At 70.1% G+C, this 17,176-nt stretch carries 18 protein-coding genes; 11 read left to right on the top strand and 7 right to left on the bottom strand.

The window, feature by feature from the left end; translation table 11 throughout:
- Nucleotides 1-109: 109 nt before the first annotated feature.
- Nucleotides 110-1,282, top strand: coding sequence for a hypothetical protein (locus tag ACIQF0_RS15005; RefSeq protein ID WP_401029566.1), 1,173 nt, complete (start codon nt 110-112; stop codon nt 1,280-1,282).
- A gap of 32 nt (nt 1,283-1,314) precedes the next feature.
- Entirely contained in the window at nt 1,315-2,277 is a 963-nt protein-coding gene (pip, locus tag ACIQF0_RS15000; protein WP_401029563.1) for a prolyl aminopeptidase, read from the top strand.
- A gap of 61 nt (nt 2,278-2,338) precedes the next feature.
- Here the strand turns inward: pip and ACIQF0_RS14995 are convergent, their stop codons facing one another.
- Nucleotides 2,339-3,361 (bottom strand): hypothetical protein, encoded by a 1,023-nt coding sequence (locus tag ACIQF0_RS14995; RefSeq protein ID WP_401029560.1) that lies wholly within the window; start codon nt 3,359-3,361, stop codon nt 2,339-2,341.
- 28 nt (nt 3,362-3,389) lie between these two features.
- Complete coding sequence (locus ACIQF0_RS14990) at nt 3,390-3,944, bottom strand: RNA polymerase sigma factor (protein WP_401029557.1); 555 nt, start codon at nt 3,942-3,944, stop codon at nt 3,390-3,392.
- A 157-nt stretch (nt 3,945-4,101) separates the two neighbouring features.
- Here ACIQF0_RS14990 and ACIQF0_RS14985 point away from each other — a divergent pair, with 157 nt between their 5' ends.
- From ACIQF0_RS14985 to ACIQF0_RS14970, 4 genes are read left to right on the top strand one after another with little or no spacing between them, the layout of a single operon-like run.
- A complete protein-coding gene (locus ACIQF0_RS14985) occupies nt 4,102-5,748 on the top strand; it encodes a hypothetical protein (RefSeq protein WP_401029554.1) in 1,647 nt (548 codons plus the stop codon).
- A 59-nt stretch (nt 5,749-5,807) separates the two neighbouring features.
- The gene (locus tag ACIQF0_RS14980) at nt 5,808-6,164 is read left to right on the top strand and encodes a hypothetical protein (RefSeq protein WP_401029552.1); all 357 of its coding nucleotides are present in this window, start codon (nt 5,808-5,810) and stop codon (nt 6,162-6,164) included.
- Nucleotides 6,161-7,048 (top strand): WXG100 family type VII secretion target, encoded by an 888-nt coding sequence (locus ACIQF0_RS14975; RefSeq protein WP_401029549.1) that lies wholly within the window; start codon nt 6,161-6,163, stop codon nt 7,046-7,048. The genes ACIQF0_RS14980 and ACIQF0_RS14975 overlap by 4 nt, the downstream gene beginning before the upstream one ends.
- Nucleotides 7,045-7,488, top strand: a complete 444-nt coding sequence (locus ACIQF0_RS14970) for a hypothetical protein (protein ID WP_401029546.1) — start codon at nt 7,045-7,047, stop codon at nt 7,486-7,488. The genes ACIQF0_RS14975 and ACIQF0_RS14970 overlap by 4 nt, the downstream gene beginning before the upstream one ends.
- Nucleotides 7,489-7,494: 6 nt before the next feature.
- Here the strand turns inward: ACIQF0_RS14970 and ACIQF0_RS14965 are convergent, their stop codons facing one another.
- A complete protein-coding gene (locus ACIQF0_RS14965) occupies nt 7,495-7,938 on the bottom strand; it encodes a YdeI/OmpD-associated family protein (protein ID WP_360038551.1) in 444 nt (147 codons plus the stop codon).
- Between the two features lie 120 nt (nt 7,939-8,058).
- Between ACIQF0_RS14965 and ACIQF0_RS14960 the strand changes: the two genes are divergently transcribed.
- From ACIQF0_RS14960 to ACIQF0_RS14945, 4 genes are read left to right on the top strand one after another with little or no spacing between them, the layout of a single operon-like run.
- A complete protein-coding gene (locus ACIQF0_RS14960; RefSeq protein ID WP_401029543.1) occupies nt 8,059-8,523 on the top strand; it encodes a hypothetical protein in 465 nt (154 codons plus the stop codon).
- Entirely contained in the window at nt 8,520-11,078 is a 2,559-nt protein-coding gene (locus ACIQF0_RS14955) for a CHAT domain-containing protein (protein ID WP_401029540.1), read from the top strand. The genes ACIQF0_RS14960 and ACIQF0_RS14955 overlap by 4 nt, the downstream gene beginning before the upstream one ends.
- 20 nt (nt 11,079-11,098) lie before the next feature.
- Nucleotides 11,099-11,485 (top strand): hypothetical protein, encoded by a 387-nt coding sequence (locus ACIQF0_RS14950; RefSeq protein WP_401029537.1) that lies wholly within the window; start codon nt 11,099-11,101, stop codon nt 11,483-11,485.
- A 15-nt stretch (nt 11,486-11,500) separates the two neighbouring features.
- A complete protein-coding gene (locus tag ACIQF0_RS14945) occupies nt 11,501-12,094 on the top strand; it encodes a hypothetical protein (protein ID WP_401029534.1) in 594 nt (197 codons plus the stop codon).
- Here the strand turns inward: ACIQF0_RS14945 and ACIQF0_RS14940 are convergent.
- The 4 genes from ACIQF0_RS14940 to ACIQF0_RS14925 form a co-directional block, all read right to left on the bottom strand.
- A complete protein-coding gene (locus ACIQF0_RS14940; RefSeq protein ID WP_401029531.1) occupies nt 12,051-13,064 on the bottom strand; it encodes an ADP-ribosylglycohydrolase family protein in 1,014 nt (337 codons plus the stop codon). The genes ACIQF0_RS14945 and ACIQF0_RS14940 overlap by 44 nt on opposite strands.
- 56 nt (nt 13,065-13,120) lie before the next feature.
- Nucleotides 13,121-13,753, bottom strand: coding sequence for a hypothetical protein (locus ACIQF0_RS14935; protein WP_401029528.1), 633 nt, complete (start codon nt 13,751-13,753; stop codon nt 13,121-13,123).
- Nucleotides 13,750-14,247: a SigE family RNA polymerase sigma factor gene (locus tag ACIQF0_RS14930; RefSeq protein WP_401029525.1), complete on the bottom strand. Its 498-nt coding sequence runs from the start codon at nt 14,245-14,247 to the stop codon at nt 13,750-13,752. Before ACIQF0_RS14930 ends, ACIQF0_RS14935 begins: the two co-directional genes overlap by 4 nt.
- An 81-nt stretch (nt 14,248-14,328) precedes the next feature.
- On the bottom strand, nt 14,329-15,495 hold the full coding sequence (locus ACIQF0_RS14925; protein ID WP_401029522.1) for a hypothetical protein: 1,167 nt from the start codon (nt 15,493-15,495) through the stop codon (nt 14,329-14,331).
- A gap of 407 nt (nt 15,496-15,902) precedes the next feature.
- On the opposite strand from ACIQF0_RS14925, the gene ACIQF0_RS14920 reads away from it, so the two are divergent.
- Complete coding sequence (locus tag ACIQF0_RS14920; protein ID WP_401029520.1) at nt 15,903-17,126, top strand: beta-ketoacyl-[acyl-carrier-protein] synthase family protein; 1,224 nt, start codon at nt 15,903-15,905, stop codon at nt 17,124-17,126.
- Nucleotides 17,127-17,176 lie beyond the last annotated feature (50 nt).

Raw genomic sequence — 17,176 nt, 5'->3', positions numbered from 1 at the left:
CGCGTTTCACCGCTCCCGGTCAGTTCGCACCACTCCACGCCCAGGACCGGGCTCCCGCACGACCCCACGAGGGAGATCTCCCATCACCGCTTCCGCGCTCACGCCGACCTTGGCCGCTCCCCGCACGCTCACCGACATCTACGGCCCTGACATCGCCGTCTGCGCACGCCCCGCCCAGGAACCGGCGGTGCCCTCGAGCAGGCACCGGAACACCCGCGACGTCCTGTCCGCCCGCCCCCTCGCCGTCGCCGCCGGCACCCCGGTCATCAGCAGCGCGGGCGGCACCGAACCCAACCTGATCGCCGCCCTGCGCGACGGCGGCCTGCCCGTCTGCACCGACCCGCGCGAGTTCCGCACCGAGGCCGAGTTCGCGACCCGCGTCACCGAGGCGCTGAGCGACGGCTTACGCCTGTCCATGGAATACCCGCAGCCCACGAGCCTGTACCCGGACGAACGCTCCGTGAAGAGCGCCGAACTCGTCGGCTACCTCAACAACAAGGCCAGCATCAGCACTTTCGTCGCCCCGCGCTTCCAGGCCCGCCGCGAGATCGTCACCACCGACGAACTCGCCCAGGCCGCCCCCGCCGAGAAGTCCTGGGTGCTCAAAGCCGCCACCAACGCCGCCCACGGCGCCAGCCTCGACGTCTACCTGCACCGGGCAGGGGACCTGGTGGAGCTCCCCGCGTTCACCGACCTCCTCACCGAGGTGGTCGTCGAGGAGTACCTGAGCATCCACCGCAACTGGGGCGTCCAGCTCTACGTCGCCGCAGACGGTCAGGCCCGCCTGCTCGCCGTGACGGACCAGCGCGTCGACGCCGACGGCATCTACACAGGCGGCCGGTTCGGGCTCGTCGTCCCGCTGCCCGCCGACCTGCTCGTCGAGTGCCTGGCGATCGCCCAGCGCGCGGCCGACGTCGGCTACCGCGGCATGTGCAGCCTCGACTGCGCCGAGACCCACGACGGCAGACTCGTCATGCTCGACCTCAACTTCCGCATCACCAGCGGGTCCATCCCGTTGCTGGCGCTGCAGACCATCCGTCCCGACGCCCTGGACCGCCCGTCGGAGTCCACGAAGATCACCACCACCGCCTCCGTCGCCGCGCTGCTCGCCGCGCTGCGACCCGCGCTGCTGCGCGGAGGACTCCTCGTCACCGGCGGGCACGACACCCGCCGCACCGACGCCCCGATCAAGCAGACCACGCTGCACCTGCTCGTCTTCGGCGACGATCCGGACGACGTCGCCACCCGCCGCGCGGCACTGGAGACCATGTACGACCACTGACGCGCCAGGCACCGCTGCGCGATCATGTCCGCATGGCGAGCACATCCGACGACGGGCGTTATGCAGCGAGTGAGCCGCACGAGTCAGGCATGCTGGAGGTCGGCGACGGCCATTCGTTGTACTGGGAGGTGTCGGGCGATCCCCACGGCAAACCGGCCGTCGTGCTGCACGGCGGTCCCGGATCGGGGAGCTCTCCCGGCAAGCGGGGCCTGTTCGACCCGGACCGCTACCGCGTGGTCCAGTTCGACCAGCGCAACGCCGGGCGCAGCACGCCTTCGGCGACCGACCCGGTCGTCGACCTGTCGGCGAACACCACCCGGCACCTCGTCGCCGACATCGAGGCGCTGAGGGTCCACCTGGGAGTCGAGCGCTGGCTGGTGCAGGGTGGCTCGTGGGGCGTCACCCTCGCTCTCGCCTACGCGCAGGCACATCCGGAGCGGGTGACCGAGCTGGTGCTCGCGGCCGTGACCGACGGCGACCACCGCGACACCGACTGGATCACCCGGGACATGGGCCGCGTCTTCCCTCGCGAATGGGAACGGTTCCGCGACGCCGTGCCCGCGGCCGAACGCGACGGCGACCTGGCGGCCGCGTACAGCCGGCTGCTGCACGATCCCGACCCCGAGGTCCGTGCCACGGCCGCCCACGAGTGGTGCCTGTGGGAGGACACGCACATGTCGCTGGCCCCCGACGCCGCCCCTTTTCTGTCGGTCGCCGATCCGGAGTTCCAGCTCGCCTTCGCCCGCCTGGTGACCCACTTCTGGTCCCACGGCTGCTTTCTGGAGGAGCGGCAGCTGTTGCGCGGCGTCGAACGGCTCCACGGGATTCCCGCCGTGTTGATCCACGGTCGTCACGACGTCAGCGCTCCGCTCGGCACGGCCTGGGCGCTGCACCGGGCCTGGCCGGGAAGCGAGCTCGTGGTGCTGGACGACACCGGTCACGGCGGCGGCGGCATGACCGCGGCGATCATCGCCGCCACGGACCGCTTCGCCTGAACGCACCCGTCCGGGGAGGCCGACGTGATCTCGGCCCTCCCCGGACGGTTCGGCGGGTGGATCAGATCTTGCCCGCCACCACGTCGGCGAGGTTCACGCGGGAGGACTTGTAGTTGACCATCGAGGGCTTCGACGGGTCCGCCGAGTCCTTGGCCGGGACGACCTCGGAGCTGATCGGCAGGCCGTTGTCGGCGTTGACGGTGATCACCTGCGAACCGCCGCCGCCCTGAATGGCCGCGTTCCCGGTGAGGGTCAGCGCGCGCTGGCCGTTGACGTCGGTCTCTCCGACGGTCACCTCCTTCATGCTCGCGAGCAGCTTCAGCACACCCGCGCGGACCTCGGCGTTGGCGGCGCCGACGAACAGCGCGTACGTGGTGTTGCTCCACAGGTGGTTGCCGATGAGGTTCTCCAGTTCCACACCCGTCGGCCGCGGCCTGGGGACGAACCCCTCCTTGCCGAGCTCGCGGAACATCTCGGCCGTCTTCGCCTGGGCGTCCGCCCACGCCTTCTCCGCCTCCGCGGGGCTCAGGCCGACTCCCAGGAAGTTGCCGGCCGCGGAGACCATCTCGGCCTTGGCCTTCTCCACGTCGCCGCTCGCGGCCAGGCGGGCCGCCGCCATCACCTTCTGGTCGTACGGACGGGCCGCGTCGTCCCCCTTGGCCGCCGCGGCCGACAGGGTCTGCGCCGAGTCTCCGTGGAACACCTGACCCTTGTCGGTGTAGACGGTGTAGACGACGTACAGCGAGCCGTCCGGCGCGATCTTCTTGGTGATGACCAGCGACGAGTCACCGGGCTGCGCGGCGGCCTTGACCTCGCCGGCCAGTTTCACCAGCGGTGACTCGACCACCACCTGCGGAGCCGCGTCGGACGGGCCGACCGGAGCGGCGCCACCCGTCGTGCCCATCACCACCGCCGCCGCGACGGCTGCCGCGCCCACCGCGGCAACGCTGACCTTGGGCCAGGAGAACCAGCGCTTCGGTCGCACGACCGCGGCAACGGGTTCCGTCATCGCCGTGTGCAGCGCCGTGCGAGCACGGTCGTAGGCCTCGGGACCTGGGGACGGCACTTCACGCAGATTCTTCATCAGATCCATTTCGTCCATGGGGTGTCTTTCACGTTGTCGGGACTTGCAGCAGCGCGGCCACCTCGGGGGTCTCACGCAACGTCTTGCGCGCCTGGTGCAACAGGCGGCGGGCCGTGCCCGCCGGGATGTCGAGCACTCGCCCGGCCTCCGCGACGGTCAGGTCCTCCCAGGCGACCAGCCCCAGCACTTCCCGTTCCTCCGGTTTGAGCCGGGCCAGCGCCCTGCGCAGCAACGCCTGCGTGTCCACGCGGACGTCGACCTCCGGCCAGGGATCCCAGTCGCTCGCCAGACGGGTCAGGTCCGGCGCCGGTTCCTCCGCCGGTTCCGACCGCCAGTACCGCCGCAACCTGTTCAGTGCGACGCCGTACAACCAAGGCCTGGCTTCCGGGTAGGAACGGTCGTAGGTGGCACGGGATTCGAAGGCCGCCACCCACACGTCGCCGAGCACGTCCTCGGCGGCCTGCCTCCCCACTCGGCGCGCGAGGTAGTTCCCGATCGCGGTCTCGTGGCGACTGATCACTTCCACGAAGGCATTGGTGTCTCCGCGCAGCGATCTGCCGATCAGTTCCGCGTCTGACGACATGAAGCTCCTCGGTTTTCGCTTCGCCCTTGCACCCCGTCTTTGCCAACGCGGGCCGAAAGCGTTCAGGTTGCTTCGCTGCCTGACGAACGTCGCTGTTCAGCGCGGGGCGGACCCTGCTAGCGTCCACGCCACTTTCCTCGACCTGGTGGGATGAACCGTGTTCGACGCTGATGACCTGCCTGCCTTCGAGGCGCCGGAGTTCGACGACGAGTCCCAGGACGAGAGCGACGGGGAACGGCCGCCGTTGCGCGGCCGCACGGCACCGCCCGCCGGACTGCACGACGTCGACTGGGCGGCCCTCGACGACGCGTACGGCACGGCCGACGAGACGCCGTTGTTCATCGAGGCGCTCACGAGCGACGATGACGGCGATCGGAACTTCGGTGTGTACGGCCTGTATTCGGCCACCACGCACCAGGGTTCGGTCTACTCGGCGTCCGAGGCCGCGGTCCCGTTCCTGGCCGACCTGGTTCGCCGGGACAACGCGATGGCGTTGGCGTTCCTGGCCCGGATCGCCGTCGGCGAGACGCACTTCGTGGCGCGGCCCGACGACGTCGGCAAGGCCACCAGCGAGTACGCGGGAGTGGTCGCGGAGTTCGCCGGCGACGTCGAGGCGATGTGGACCCGGACCGGTGACGACGAGGCGTTGCGGCTGCTGGTGTTGCTGGGCCGGGAACCGAAGGGGCTTCCTCCGCTCACACCGGACGCGACCGCCGGTCTGTGCCTGGCCCACGGTTTCCTCGCCGCGCGGGACAACGGCGTCAGTCCTGGCGGCGCGAAGCGCAGCAGCGCGAGGGTGGATCATGTTGGCGCGGCACGGGATCTGATGGCCGGCAGCCCGTCGCTGCACGTGCGGGGCGCCGCCGCGGCGTGCTTGGTCTACTCCGGATTCGCCGACGACGACTCACTGGCGTTGCTGCACCACCTCGCGCAGGGCGAGTATCCGGTGCGGGACGCGTGGACGGCGGACCTCGCCGAACTGGCCACGTCCGCGTGGACCTTCGGCACGGACGACGACGGGCTGCTGGCGGCGCCCGGGAACAGCCGGCCGAACCTGCACAGCCGGTTGCTGGAGCGGATGGCGCGGCAGTTCCGTCCCAGTGGCGCGGTCTATCGCCCGTTGTCGCCGGAGGAACTGACGGCGGCTCAGCGCACGACCCTGGAGACCTCGCTGCGGGCCGCGCCGGACGCGATCAGCGGCGCGGACGCGGACTACCTCTGGATCGACGTGCCCGGAACGGTGGCCGCGGCGCATCGGTTGCTCGGCACCGCGAGCGGCGAACTGAGCCGGCGCACGTCCCGGGGGCCGCTGTGGTTCGTGCTGGAAGACGGGCTGCTCGCCCGGGACGACAGGGAGTCCGCGCTCGCCGCCCTGGCCGAGGTGGACGCGTGGGCCGCGCTCGGCGAGGTGTTCGCCGCCCGGCAACCGGACGGAACGGCGGAGTCGATCACCTTGACCGTGCGCCACTTCCAGGGCGACGAACGCGAGAACGCCGTGACACTCGCGCTGTGCTCGATCTTCGCCGACGCACTCGCCGGTCATCGCCACCAGGCGGAGGCGTTCCTCGACGAGTGGCTGCCGAAGGTGTCCGAAGTGGACGGTTACGACCTCGCGTTCGGCGTTCCCGCTCAACGCATCGGCACGGCACTGGCGGCGCTGACCCGGTCCGGCGAGCTGCCGGCGCGCTTCCACCCGATGATCAAGCCGTACCACCGTTTCCCGGAGTACTCCAAGGTTCCACTGCCGCTGCTTCGTGAACTTGCGGAGGTGCTCCCGGCGGAGGCGCGGTCATTCATGATGTAAATGGGGTTTTTTCGTCAAATGCGACGGACCCGCACATTGCGGCATGCATCATGACCGCCATGGGAGAGAAGTTCCACGTCGTGCCGGATGAGCTGCGCGGCTACAGCGGACTGCTCGAACGTCAGGCCGAGCACTTCCTGACGATCCGGGAGCACGCGATCGTCAAGGGTGGGGACACGTCCGGGTTCACCGGGCTGCTGTCGCTGCTCGACCCCGTCGTGACCGGGGTCGCGCAGCTCTACGGCGAGACGCTCGAGGCCGCCAACGAGAAGATGAGCCAGGACGCCGAGTCGTTGGTGAAGTCGGCCCGCGCCTACGAGAAGGCGGACGAGATCGGGGTCTGCCTGATCGACACCGCGGGCGGCAAGTCGGAGCCGCCGTCCTGGCTGGCGCGGTACCTGGGGGTGGGCGAATGACCGGCCCGGTGTGCAACGGATATCAGGACGTCGAGGATCCGAACGTCGCGCTGCGTGCCGCACCCGACGACCGGCCGGGACGGCAGACCGTCAAGGAGCTCATCGAGGCAGCCGGGTGGAAGATCCAGGGCGTCAACTGGATCTACCAGCAGGTCACCGGCGACGACCTGGTGCGCGACCTGGTCATGCCGCTGGCGGGCGACTTCGAGAAGATCGACGCGAACGCCGCCGCGTGGGACCGGGTCGCCAAGGCGCTGGACAACGTGCGGCACAACGTGAACAACGGCATCGACGAGCTCGCGCCGAGCTGGGACGGCGGTGCCGCGCAGAGCTTCGAGAACCGCATGCGCCGCACGTGGACCACGGCGATCGAGTGGGACTCGCAGGTCGCGAAGTTCATCGGTGACCGCTTCAAGAACATGGCGAGCTCCTGCCGGTCGGCCGCGAAGCTCGCGCTGACCCTGCTCGACAAGATCTGCGACAAGCTGATGAAGGCCGCGATGACCGCGTGGATCCCGCTCGTCGGCTGGGGTCGTGCCGTGTGGATGGTCTACGACGTCGTCAACATCGTCGACCAGGTGCGCAAGCTCATCCAGTCCATGCAGACGCTCATCGAGGGCGTCAAGGGCATGATCAACGGCATCAAGCTGTGGGGCACCGCGCTGGCCAAGATCCCCGACGTGCGGGACGTCAACGACTTCTTCGACGTGGTCGACACGTGGCAGGACGGCACGGAGAAGTTCGGCGACGGCACGGCCGCCGTCGGCAGCGGCGCGTGGGGCATGGCCAAGAACGGGTACAAGGCACGAACCAAGTACACCGACGCGCTGAAGGAAGAGCGCTGGGCGGAGCCCAGCACATCGAGTTCGGGCGGTGCGGAATGACGTTCCCGTACGACAGCGCTCGTCAGCAGTTGCAGGCGTGGCAGAAGGATCTCGACGCCAAGGGCTCGCAGCTGGAGAAGGTCGCGCTGGAAGCCTCACGGGTGCAGACCCGCGGCACCGACCTGTCCCCCGCGGACATCGCCGCGATCGAGAAGCACGCCCGGTCGAAGGACGCGCCGAACGCGCTGAAAGACCTGCAGCGCAAGGTCGACGCGGGTCAGCTGAGCTGGCGGGACATCGCGTCCGGCAGGGCCGTCCACGATCCCGACGTGCAACGGGCGATGCAGACCAGCACGCCGTCGCTGAAGCGGGCGTACACGGCGATCAAGGAGGGCCAGGACCTCGACGAGATCATCGTGGCGGGTCAGCAGCGCGCCCGGCCGTCGCGCGGCGACTACGACGACGACGCGCCCAGCGACTTCACCGAGGACGCGTTCTAGGCCACGTCAGGACAGTTCGGCGATGATCTTCTCGATCCGTCGCGCGCGGGTCTCCGGTTGTTTCGCCGCCGCGACGGCTTCGGCCCGCTGCCGCTGGTTGCTGTAGGACAGCGCGGTGAACGCGGCACGAACCGCGGGATCCCGGTCGAGCGCCGCCGCGAGGTCGCCGGGCACCTCGACGGTGCGTTCCGCCAGGTCCGGTTCGAGCGTCACCTCGACGGTGTCCCCGGCGGCGACGCCCGCGGCCTCCCGGTTGGCGGCGCTCAACGGCAGCATGAAGTCGCCGCCGTACACCGCCACCGTGCTGCGGTAGGTGTGGACGCCGATGGTCACCGCGACCCTGGGCTTCTTGCCCTGCCCGAGCGCCTCGACCACGTCCGCGGGGACGCGGAGCCCGGTCGCGGTCTTGCCGTTGAGCTCGACCAGCGTGGTGAACGTGTGGCGCGTCAAGGTTCCTCCTCCGGGAGATCGGCTGTTCACCCGGATAGTAGGCACGGACTGGGCTGTTTCGTCCCACACGATCCGGGTGTTCACGTAGTGTGATCGACCGGTGTCGAGAGGGGTGGGCCGATGTTCGGACGGGGAACGCGGAAGGTCACCGTGCGCGGCTTCGCGGACGCGGTGACGCGAGGAATCCGCCCCGACATGACGCACCTCTACCTGATGTACCAGGTGGGCGGCACCGTGATCGTCAAGTGGGAGGAACCCCGCGGCGACCGCAGGAAGCCGTTCCGGATCGTGCCGGACGAGGACGGCAACGCCTGCCCGCACTGCGCCGTCCTGCTCGCCGTCTCGAAGATCGGTGACGTGCTCCCGCTCGGTGACGAGAGGGTGGAACGGGTCCGCCGCGAGTACCTGTCGGTGCTGGACCAGGGAATGCTGCCCTGTCCCGCGATCGGCCGGTCGCCGTCGCTCGACACTCCCTTCGGGACCATGCCGCTGATCATCGGTGTCGGCAGGTGGATGGCCGAGTGCCACGTGGGGCACGGCGACCCGGTCACAGCGGCGGACTGCGCCCGGCACCAGCGCGCATGATCCTGTGGGACGACGGCGGTTATGAGCTTGCGTGCGACCACTTCCGGACTTTCGAACGGACGGGACAGCTGTCCGAGCTCGAGGCCGCGATCAACGGGTTCCGCGCGTTGGCGTCCACCCGCCTGGACGGGGCCGTCGCGAACGGTCTCGCCATCGCGCTGTGGTCGCGCTACGAGGTGCTCGGCGATCGAGGTGACCTCGACGAGGCGGTGACCGGGCTGCGGCAGGCGATCGGCCGGCATCCCGACGACGCCGAGCGCCTGCCTTCGTACCTGGCGAACCTCGCGGGAGCGTTGCGGGTGCGCTGGAGGGCGACGGGATCGGGTGACGACGTCGTGGAGGCGGCCGAGGCCAGCCGTCGTGCGGTGGAGGTGACGCCCACGCACCACCGGCGGCGTTCCGCGCGGCTGAACAACCACGCCGACGGTCTGCTCACCGTGCACCTGCATTCCGGCGACAGCACCGCGCTCGACCGCGCGATCTCGTTGTTCCGCCAGGCCGTCGACGCCGCCGACGCGGGCAGCGACGACCTGGTCAACGCCAAGTCCAATTTGGCGGAGGCGTTGCGGTTGCGGTTCCAGTCCACCCGCGACATCGGCCTGATCGACGAAGCCGTGGTGCTGGCCGGCACCGTGGTGCCAGGGGCGCGGACGCGCGCGCTGCGAGCCCGGTTCCAGTCCAACCTCGCACTGGTCCTGCTCGCCCGCCACAGCGCGACGGGACGCGATCAGGACCTGCGCACCGCGACCGACCTCGTTCACCAGGCGCTGAAGGAAAGTCCGGCCGGTCATCCCAACCGCGCCGAACGCTCGGCTGTACTCGCGGAGTGCCGACGGCTGGCGCTGGTGTCGTCGCACCGCGGTGCGCGGGCGCCACACCGGCTCGGCACCGATCGGGCTTCCGGCCTGCCGTTCCTGGTGCGCCGCAAGGGAAACCGGCTGGCCCGTGCCACCGAGGACGCGGTCCGGTCCACGCCGCACGGACATCCCACCCGTGCCGACGCGTTGCTGAAACACGGCCTCGCGCTCGCGTTCGTCGATGATCGTGCCGGGGCACTCGCGCTGTACCGGCAGGTCGCCGAGGAACCCGATTTCCCGCCTCGCGTGCGAGTGGAGGCGGCACGGCTGTGGGCGTACGAAATGGCGGCGCGACGGAACTGGCCGGCGGCGCTGGAAGCGTTCCGGCTGGCCGTGGAACTGTTGCCGCGCACCGCACCCAGGCACGTCACCCAGGCCGACCGGGAGCAGGCGCTCGCCGCGTTCGCCGGGCTCGCGTCCGACGCCGCGGCCTGCGCGATCCAGGCCGGTGACCCGTCGCTCGCGGTGGCGCTGCTGGAACAGGGCCGCGGTGTGATGATCGGTCACGCGCTCGACGCCAGGACCGAGGTGACCGATCTCGAGGAGCAGCACCCCGATCTCGCGCGGCGGTTCGACGAACTGCGAACCGCGCTCGACGCCCCGAGCGGTGCGTTCGTCCAGGCCGCCGGGTTGAGCGGGGAACGCCGGCACGCGCTGACCGAGGAGTGGCACGACCTGGTCGATTCCATCCGGTCGCTCCCGGGTTTCGCGCGGTTCCTGCGGCCTCCCGCGGTGGAGGAGTTCGCGGACTCGGCCGACCGCGGCCTGGTCGTCGTCGTGAACGTGAGCGCGTTGCGGTCCGACGCTCTGCTGATCGCCGGACGGACCATCGTGCCGGTAGCCCTGCCGGAACTGGAACTCACCGACCTCGCGGACCGCGCGGAGCGGTTCCGCCTCAGCCCGGCCGACGAGATCGACTCCGTCCTGTCCTGGCTGCGGCAGGTGATCGTCGACCGGCTGCCGCTGCACGACGCTCCGGCCCGGTTGTGGTGGATGCCGACGGGCCCGTTGACCGCGCTGCCGCTGCACGCCGCCGGTGACCTGATGGACAGGTTCGTATCGTCCTACACACCAACACTGCGCAGCCTCGCGACGGTGTGGCAGGCATCCGCGATCAGCCGGCCGGACTCCCCGCTGATCGTGGCCGTGCCGTCGGCGCCGGGCGTGCCCGACCTTCCCGCCGCCCAGGACGAGGCGGACGACATCGCGACCCGGTTCGCCAGGCCGCACGTCCTCACCGCGGACCGCGCCCTGCGGCGGTCCGTCCTGAAAGCCCTGCCACGCCACCGCTGGGTGCATTTCGCGTGTCACGCCAGGAGCGCCGACATCGACGGCGAAGGTCGCCTCGTGCTCTGGGACCACCTCGAGAAACCCCTGAGCGTCAACGACATCGCCCGCCTGCGCCTGGCCGGTGCGGAGATCGCGTTCCTGTCGGCGTGCGAGACCAGCGCGGCGCCACCGGAGCTGACCGACGAGTCCCCGCACATCACCGGCGCCTTCCACATGGCGGGCTTTCAGCACGTCATCGGAACGCTCTGGCGGGTCGGCGACCGCACCTCCCAACTGGTCGCGAGTCACTACTACGACGCACTGGCCGAGACCCCGTCCCCCGCGATCGCCCTGCACACGGCCGTGCTGAAGATCCGCGCCACCCACCCCGCCGCGCGGTGGGCGCCGTTCGTGCACGTGGGAGGTTGATCTCCGGCATCATGGTCGACATGACCGAACACGAGTCCGATCGCGGCTTCCTGGACGCCCTGATGGGAGCGGCCGCGGGCTCGGTGCTGCTGCCGTTCGTCCAGGCGATCGTCACGAAGAGCGGCGAGGACGTCTACGCCAAGATCAAGGAGCTGCTGTCCAGGCCCGACCAGAAGAAGACCAAGAACGAGATCAAGGAGGCGGGCACGGTCACCCTGTTCTCCGACGACACGCGGGTCGTGCTGCGGATGCCGTCCCGGATGACCCCCGAGATGACCGAACGGCTGAAGCAGGTCCGGCTTCCCCCGCGCGGTTCCGGGTGGTTGCGGATCTCGTGGGACAACGCGAAAGCCCAGTGGGTGGTGCGGGAATGCGATCCGCCGGACGAGCTCACCACCGGCCGCTGAACGCCGTCTCCGCCGATGAAGCTCGACGTACCTGACGCTGACGCCTGGATGTTCGACCTGATCGCCCAGGACGACGTCCTCCGCAGCCGGGCCCTGGCACGGCACCGGGATCTGGTGGCAAGAGAGTCAGGTCTGTCCTACGGGTCCGACGGTGAGCGGACGATCTACTGGTACCTCACCGCCCATTGGTACAGGGAACCGTGGGGCACCATCACATTGGACCAATGGCCGTTCGTGGCGCTGTACCTGCGGTGGGAGGGACGGTTCCCCGACGAATGGCGTGCGGCGGCCGGGTGGTCACCGTGGTCGGGCAAGGAAAGCGTGCTCGAGCGCCTGGGGCGTAAGGGAGTACCGGCGGAGGCGAGGCCGGAGGCCGCCGATCTGCTGGTCGACGTGCTGCACCGCCCGTATCGGTGCAAGGACTGGATGTACGCGCTCCTGGTTCGCCATGTCGCCGACGCGGAATTCCGTGACCGGCTGACGACTCTCGCAGGCGCGGACGATCCTCTCGTCGTGCTCCGCGCCCGATTCCTCCTCCACCTCGCCGACCGCCCCGAGCACAACGTCACGCGGAAGACGTGGCTCCGCTGGCTCGAAAGCCTGAACTGAGCGCGGCCAGCTGGTCCGCGTACTCGATGCGAGCGACCCAGTCCGCAGGCCAGGCGGCCAGACCGTGCGCGGCGCCCGTGAACGCTCCGGCCAGCGCGGCGATCGAGTCGGAGTCGCCGCTGGTGCGCGCGGCCCGCACCAGGCCTCGCACCGGGTCGTCGGCGTGCCGGATCGCGCAGTACAGCCCGGTCGCCAGCGCCTCCTCGGCGATCCAGGCCTCGCCCGTGGCCAGGCACGCGTCCAGGCCGTCGTCGGGCCGAGCGAGGGCGGCCACCAACACTTCCAGGACCGCGGCACACTCGTCCCAGCCGCGGGCGATGAAGTCGGCCGGCGTGGTCGCTCCCGGCATCCGCCACAGCGATCCCAGCCACTCCTCCAGGTAGAACGAGCGCCGTGCACGACAGCGGGCCAGCAGCGCGGCGGGCACGTCGGCCAGGGCGAGGCCGTCGACCAGCAGGCGCGTCGCGTAGGCGGTGAGCTCGGACGCGGCCAGCGCCGTCGGATGGCCGTGGGTCATCGCGGCCTGCAGTTGCGACACCCCGGCCAGCACGTCGAGATCGAGGCCGGGCAGCAAACCCACCGGTGTCACCCGCATGTTCGCGCCGCACCCCTTGGACCCCGCGATGGTCGCCTCCACCCACGGCGCGCCTTCCGCCAGTCCGCCACACGCGCGCAGACACGTCATCCCGGGCGCACGGTCGTTCTCCGGACTGTGCGCCCACGCCACGAACCGCTCCCGCAACCGCGGCTCCAGCACGTCAGCGGTGTACCGGTCGACGCCGTGCAGCGCCCACGCGACGGCCAGCGCCATCTGCGTGTCGTCGGTGACCAACGCCGGATCACCCGCCAGGTCGTCCGGCCCGGCAGGACCGAACTCCCGGTCGATCTCGGCGACGGTCAGGAACTCCGTCGGCCGGCCGAGCGCGTCCCCGAAGGCCAACCCGTACAACGATCCCGCGATTCGGTCCACAGTTCACCCTACGGTCCTCGACGCCGTGCACGCGCTCGCCAACAGGCGCCGTGACGTCACCACTTCCAGGGAGGCGGAGCGATCTCCCCGCCCTGCTCGCGGAAGACCTCGGCGAACGCGTTGAGGGGATCCTCGACGTCGCCGGCGCGGACCACCTTCCCGTTCAGCAGGCGGCCGCAGCCCTGGTGCACCTCGACGACCACGGTGGCGGCCCGATCCGGGTAGTCCAGCACGAGGAGGTACTGAGGCCGTCCCGACAGGAAGCAGTTGTCGCCTGGTTTCGCCGCGGGCAGCGAATCGAGCGCGTCGACGACCGCGTCGGCGTCGTTCCCCACGGTCCCCCGGACCACGAACTCCCGCTCACTTCCGATCGGTTCGCCGCGCTGGTGCGCGCACAGGGTCGCGGACGTGGCACCTCGTGGCGCGAGAAGCCCGTCTCCTGCCCGTCCCGGCTGTGCCTGCGTTCGGGGACAGGGCGCCGATGCACCGACGGCCGCGAACGGTTCCTTCGCCTCGCCGGAGGAGATCCACCGAGGCAGCGCGACGGCGCCCAGCGCCAGCAGGACCACGGCCGCGGCGCCCGCGACGACGCGCCTGCGGCGGATCTCCCGGGCGCGCCGGATGACCCGCAGATGCCGGTCCGGAACGGCTTCGAGGTCGGGCATCACCGCGGACAGCAGTTCCTTCATCGGATTCCTCCCAGCACCTCGTCGGCCCGCAGCACGGCAAGAGCACGCGCGGTGTGCGTCTTGACCGTCCCGGCCGAGCACCCGAGCACGGCCGCCGTCGCCTCGACCGAGAGGTCCTCCCAGAACCGCAGCGCCACGACGGCCCGCTGGCGCTTGCTCAGCTGCGCGAGACCCGCGCACACGCTGGCGCGCAGCACGGCGACGTTCTCCATCTCGCTGCCGTCCGCGACGTCCGGCAACACCTCCGTCGGCACCTCGTAGCGCCAGCGTCGCCGCCACCACGTGAGGTAGGTCGAGTAGAGCATCCGCCTCGCATAGGCGTCCGCGTTGTCCAACCGGTCCCAGCGTTGCCACAGCCTCGTCAGCACCGTCTGGAGCAGGTCCTCCGCCTTGTGCAGATCACCGGTGAGCAGCCAGGCCGCACGCAGCAGAGAGTCGGCCCTCGCCGAGACGAACTCGGCGAAGGCCGGCTCACCGCCCGAATCAGTACGCATCACGCCTCCGGCCTAGGACGACCTGGGCCCACAGCCAGGTTGACACGGGCGGGAAGAAATCTTCCCGCCCGTGCCGACACGTCACGGCGTGATCGGGTAGACCCCGAAGTCGTTCCAGATGGTGCGCCAGTCCTGGAAGTACACGACCTTGAAGTTGTCCCCGACCGCCGTGTTCGTACCACGCGCGATCGCCCTGTTGTCCGTGGTGAGCCCGTACACGGGACCGCCGCTGTCGCCGAAGATGGCCGCGTTGGCCCCGCTGTCGTTCCTCGCGGCCACGAGATCCGTGGCGCAGTACTCGTCACCGTCCGAGTCCTCGCCGCAGACCACCCGCATGAAGTTCGACTCGACCCTCAGACCACACACCTGGGCACCCGTGTTCGCGCCGCTGTTGGCACCCGACTGGCAGTAGTACTCACCCGGCAGCGAGTCCTGCCAGCCACCGATGCGGACGCTGCCGCCGTCCAGCGATCCACCCGTGTAGACGTAGCCCTGGCCCGCCCCCTTGACCGAGGCGGTGACCAGCAGGATGTCGTGCTGCCAGTTCTCGACGGAGGCTCGGCCGATCTCGTCCCTGCCGCCGTCCCTCATCACGTCGGGTGGCGTGCCGCAGTGGGCCGCCGTGATGATCCATTGTCCGCCCGCCGCGTTGGTCACGGGGAAGCCGGCGGAGCAGTCCCCGCGGCCGTTCGCGTTGAGCGCCCAGCCCCCACCCCAGTAGGGCGCGGAATCGTTCTGGCGGGAGATGAACTTCGGCGTCTCGTCGTACCTGGTCTCCACCGGGACGCCGAGGTCAGCGAGCACCGCCGGCCCGGAGCCGGGCACCTTCGTCACCGTGATGCCACTGCCGTCGGCGCGAATCGCGACCGTGTGAATTCCGGCCGCGGCCCTCACCCCGGCCACCTCGTCCGCCGCCGCGTCGAGCTCGGCCCGCGAGTGCTTCGCGGAACGGATCTCGACGGGCGCGATCTCCCTGGCCTTCTCCACGGCCGCTTCGACCGCTGCCGGCACATCGCCCTTCCACCAGACGACCAGGGTGCCGCCTTCCACGACGGAACTCATGTAGCCGGAGGAACTCTCCTGCTCCACCACCGGCTGGATCACCTTGTAGGCCTCGCCGGGAGCGACCTGCCGCCGCATCGCGTCGGCGACCTTCGGATCGATTCCGGCGAACACGTCCGCCTCGGGTGCGACCGGCTTGGAGATCGCCGGCGACGCCGCGACCGCGGGAGCCGCCAGAACCCCCACCGCGGTCACCGTCAAAACGGCATGCCAAACCTTCTGTGATACGAGAACATGCAATCCCCCAGATTGCTTGATGAACCCCGCAGTCCGTTCACGTCGGCCTTGCCGAACGCGAACGGTCACCCATTGTCCAGTCGACGCACCGGGCCGCAATCCGCTGAACAGCCGAACGACCAAGCGGGCACCGCTGTCCACAAAGGACTCATGTCGGAGTTCCACACGAACTGGAATCCCGGCGTACTTCGAAACACGAATTCGTGCCCGGAGAAGATTCCGCGAACACGTGGACGCAAAGCGCAGCGCGAACCGCATCGATAAAGACCGACGCGAATTCAACATTTCCACGCGGAAATCACTTGAGGATTGCTTGAGGTTGCCAACCAACCGGATGGTTGGGTATCGTCCCGGCCATGCCGACGAACGCGGGCGTGTGGGTCACCGGCCTGGGGGCCACGACGCCGTTGGGGAATGACGTTGCCAGCACGTGGACGGCGATGCGTGCCGGCGAGAACGGAATCGGCACGCTGAGCGGCGACGACTGGCCCGATTCACTGCCGGTGCGGATCGCGGCGGCGGTGAAGGCGGATCCGGCCGAGGCGTTGCCGCGAGTGCACGCCCGCAAGCTGGACCGCTGTGAGCAGATGGCGATCGTCGCGGCGAAGGAGGCGTGGGCGGACGCCGGATCGCCCGAGGTCGACCCGGAGCGGCTCGCCGTGGTGATCGGCACCGGCATCGGGGGCGTCCTGTCGCTGCTCGGGCAGAACCGCGTGCTGGAGACGACCGGGCCGCGGAAGGTGTCGCCGAACACGGTTCCCATGCTGATGGCCAACGGTCCTGCGTCGTGGGTGAGCATGGAGCTCAACGCCCGCGGCGGCGCGCACACGCCGGTCAGCGCCTGTGCCTCCGGCGCGGAGGCAGTCGCGCTCGGACTCGACCTGATTCGCTCCGGCCGGGCGGACGTGGTCGTCGTGGGCGGGTCCGAGGCGAGCGTGCACCCGTTCCCGATCACCAGCTTCGCGCAGATGAGGGCGCTGTCCACGGAGAACGCCACGCCGGAGAAGGCCTGCCGGCCGTTCGACGCCACCCGCAGTGGTTTCGTGCTCGGCGAGGGTGCCGCGGTGATGGTGCTGGAGCGGGCCGACCACGCCAAGGCGCGTGGAGCCAGGGCGCACGGTGCCGTGCTCGGCGCGGGGATCAGTTCGAGCGCGGTGCACATCACCGCGTCCGACACCGACGGTCAGGTGCGCGCCATCACCAAGGCGATGGCGGACGGTGGTCTGCAGCCCGCGGACATCGGGCACGTGCACGCGCACGCGACGTCGACGCCGCAGGGTGACCTCGCGGAGGCACAGGCGATCGCGAAGGCCGTCGGCACCCACCCCGTGGTGACGGCCACCAAGTCGATGACCGGGCACCTGCTCGGCGCGTCCGGCGCGCTCGGGGCGATCGTGTCGATCCTGGCGTTGCGCGACGGGGTCGTGCCGCCGACGCGCAACCTGGAGCAGCTGGACCCGGAGATCGACCTGGACGTGGTGACCGGGGAGCAACGGCGCGGTGAATGGAAATGCGCGCTCGCCAACTCGTTCGGCTTCGGTGGTCACAATGTGTCGCTGGTCGTCGGACCGGCGGTGTGAGCTGAAATAGGATTTCTGCTGTTCGACCGGAACGTCCTGCCGTGACCTTC

This window comes from Lentzea sp. NPDC092896, from assembly GCF_044754905.1.
Classification (GTDB): domain Bacteria; phylum Actinomycetota; class Actinomycetes; order Mycobacteriales; family Pseudonocardiaceae; genus Lentzea.
This window is presented reverse-complemented; position numbering and strand designations above follow the sequence as displayed.